General features: G+C 76.2%; 2 protein-coding genes and 1 pseudogene. All 3 read left to right on the top strand.

Translation table 11 applies throughout. The features are described from left to right. Positions 1-295 (top strand): helix-turn-helix domain-containing protein (locus tag VFZ20_RS30490; protein WP_329687746.1); only part of this gene is annotated, 295 nt, incomplete at its 5' end. Positions 296-498: 203 nt separating this feature from the next. Next, entirely contained in the window at positions 499-1,806 is a 1,308-nt protein-coding gene (locus tag VFZ20_RS30485; protein ID WP_329687745.1) for a tetratricopeptide repeat protein, read from the top strand. Beyond that, positions 1,803-3,382: pseudogene (locus VFZ20_RS30480) on the top strand (Ig-like domain-containing protein); the annotation flags it as partial. The gene VFZ20_RS30485 and the pseudogene VFZ20_RS30480, both read left to right, overlap by 4 nt.

The following is a 3,382-nucleotide window of genomic DNA, read 5'->3' as shown; positions in this document are numbered from 1 at the left end:
CGTCCGCGAGCTGCGCAACGTGCTGGAGCGCGCGGTGCTGCTGGCCCCCGGCGACGTGCTGCGGGTGGATCACCTCCAGCTGGGGCCGGCGGCCGCGCCCGGCGAGGCGGCGGGCGCGGCCGGGTCGCTGCCCGGCTACTCCGCCGGCATGACCATGGCGCAGGTGGAGGCGCTCCACATCGGCACGGTGCTGCGGCAGGTGAACGGGCACTTCGGCCGCGCCGCGGAGATCCTGGACATGCACCGCAACACCGTATCGCGCAAGGCCATCGAGTACGGCGTGCTCCCGGAGTGAGCCGGCCGCTCCCCGTCCTCTCCGCCCCTCTGCCGGTTCCTGCAGCGCGTTGTCACAAAAACCGGCAGCCGATCCATCGCCCGGCATCCGCCGGAACGAAAAAATCGAGCAACGGCGCCGTTTTCGATCGATCCACATCACGGAACAGCACGTGCCCTGCCCTTCGCCATGAACGCCGCAGACCGCCCATCCACCGACCCCGCGTGACCCAGCGAGCCCTCAAAGTCGACGCCGCGCTCAAGGCCATCCCCGAGACGGATGACCTGGCGCACCTGCGCGACGCGCTGCTCTCGGCGTCCCGCGCGGACAGCGGGCTGGCCTGGGGCTCGGCCGAGGACTACCCCGCGCTCAACACGCGCCTGGCGGACCCGGCCGCGCTGGAAAGCCAGGTCCAGGCGCTCGCGGAGCGGGTTCGCCGGCGCGTGGAGCGGGTGATGCGCCACACCGTGCACGCCCTGGCCGCGCTGGAGCGGGGAGAGGCGGCCCAGGCGGCCCGGCACCTGGTGGACGCGGGCGAGGCGGAGGAGGGCGAGCGGCGGCTGGAGCAGGCGCGGGAGTTCTACGAGCGGGCGCTGGACATCGGCCGCAAGCCGCGCGACCGGCGGGGCGAGGGCCTGGCGCTTCGGCGGCTGGGCCGCGTGGCCCGCGCCCTGGGCCAGTGGGAGACGGCCGCCCGGCGCTACCAGGAAAGCCTCGACGTGGCCATCGCCCAGCGCGACGACGTGGGCGCGGTGGTGGCGTGCCAGGGGCTGGGAAACGTCCACGTGGACCAGAGCCGCTGGAGCGAGGCGCGGGCGTGGTACCTTCGCGGCGTGGAGCGCTGCCCGGCCCGCCCGCCCACCGCGGAATACGTGCACCTGTGCGTGGGGCTGTCCGTGGTGGAGCGCCGCCTGGGCGACCTGGACGCCGCGGCGGAGTGGCTGGCGCGCGGGGAGCAGGCGGCGGCCGGCCTGGGCGACGGGCTGATGGCGTACGTGGACCACGCCTGGGGGCGCCTGCACCTGGCGCGGGACGAGGCGTCGGACGCCGAGCTCGCCTTTCGCCGCGCCCTGGGGCGGGAGGTGGACCCGGCGACGCGCGTGGCGTTCATGGCGGGACTCTCCGAGCCCCTGCTGCGCCAGGGCCGCGCCCGCGAGGCGCTGGCGGTGGCGCGCGACGCCGAGGCGCTGGCCATCCACGCCCGCGCCGTGACCCGGCTGCCGGACGTGTACCGGGCCCTGGGCGCCGCCGCCGCGGAGCGCGGCGACGCGGACGCGTACCTGTTCTACGAGAAGGCGCTGGAGGTGTGCCGCGACCACCGGCTGCCCGCGTACGAGGTGGCCGCCACGCAGCAGCACTACGGGAGGCTCCAGGCTCGGCGGGGGGAGCACGAGGCGGCGGACGCGCGCCTGCGGGAGGCGCACCGGCTGTACACCGGGCTGGGCGCGCGGACGGAGGCGGACGAGGTGGCGCAGGAGCTGGGGCGCATGGGCGCCGCGGTGAACGACAACGAACAGGGGCGGACGGAATGAGGATGATGGCGGGCGCGGCGGCGCTCTTCCTGGGACTGCTCGCGGCGGGCTGCAACGGCGAGGTGGTGGGCGGCGGCATGCGCCCCGCGGCCGTGCTGGTGGTCTCGGGCGACCTGCAGACGGGCACGGCGGGCCAGGAGCTGCCCCAGCCGCTGGTGGCGAAGGTGGTGGACGAAGGGGGCCGGCCCGTGCGCGACCAGCTGGTGAACTTTCGCGTCGTGAGCGGGGGCGGCTCGGTGTTCGCCGGCTCGGCCATCACCAACCGCGACGGCATCGCGCAGGAGCGCTGGACCCTGGGCACGGTGGCCGGCGACACGCAGGTGGTGGAGGCCCGCGCGGTGGACACGCGGACGGGCGCGCCCATCGTCTTCGCCACCTTCCGCGCCGTGGCCCGCGCGGCCGCCCCCGCCCAGCTCGCGGCCGAGAACCCCGACCGCGCGGGCACGGCCGGCGCGGCGCTGCCCGCCCCGCTCGTGGTCCGCGTGACGGACGCGCTGGGCAACGGCGTCCCGGGCACCCCCGTCACCTGGACGGTGGTGTCGGGCGGGGGCACGGTGCAGGCGGGCGGCACCACCGACGCCACGGGCCGGGCGCAGGCCGCCTGGACGCTGGGCGGCGCCCTGGGCACGGCACAGGGGGTCCAGGCCGTGGCCGCCGGGCTCCCGCCCGTGCGGTTCACGGCCCTGGCCGCCCCGGCCACTCCGCTGGAGCTGGTGCAGGTGTCCGGCGAGTACCAGGGCGCCAGGGGGGGCGAGCCCCTGGAGCATCCCATCGTCTTCGTGGTGCGGCAGGCGGGCGGCGGCGCGCCCGTGGCGGATGTGTGGGTGCGCGGCGGCCCGGGCACGGCGCCCGACTCGGTACGGACGGACGCGCAGGGACGCGCCTCGTTCACGTGGACGGTTCCCCCGTCCTCGGGCTGGGTGGAGGAGTTGTTCTGGGTGGCGGGGGCCATCCCCTCGGTGCGGGTGACGGCCTACTCCTGGCCGGTCGCGCCGGCGCGGATGGAGCTGTACACCCCCCTGCCGTACGCGCACCCGGACCGGGACGTTACGCTGGAGGTCGGCGTGTTCGACGCCGCGGGCCAGCGGGTGCAGTTCCCCGTTCGCGGCACCGTCGAGGCGGGCGGCGGCACCATCAACCGGATCATGGCCATGCAGGGCGCGGCCACGCTCACCTGGCACACGGGCCCGCAGGACGGCTCCGTGCAGCGCGTGCGGTTGGAGGCGGGCGGCGTGGACCTCGTGGTCGAGAAGGAGATCCGGCGCGTGTGGCTGTGGCCGCGGCTGCCGGCCGGCTCGGTCGTCACCGCCTCCACGCTGCTGCGGGTGGATGGCTCGTCCATCAAGCTGCCGGCCGGCAGCGAGCCCGGGCCCGGCGACCCGCGGATGTTCGTCACCGTGGACGGCCGCACGACGGAGATGCGCAACGTGAGCATTCCCGGGGGCGGCGGCGCGCCCTGGATGCCCTACCCCACCACGGACGGATGGGTGGCGGGGCTGGCCCCCGGCCCCAAGGTGGCGCGCTTTCGCCTGGAGACGGCGGAGGGGACCTTCGAGCTGGACTGGGCGTTCGTCTA

It is taken from the genome of Longimicrobium sp. (assembly GCF_036280135.1).
In the GTDB taxonomy this organism is placed as follows: Bacteria; Gemmatimonadota; Gemmatimonadetes; order Longimicrobiales; family Longimicrobiaceae; genus Longimicrobium.
This window is presented reverse-complemented; position numbering and strand designations above follow the sequence as displayed.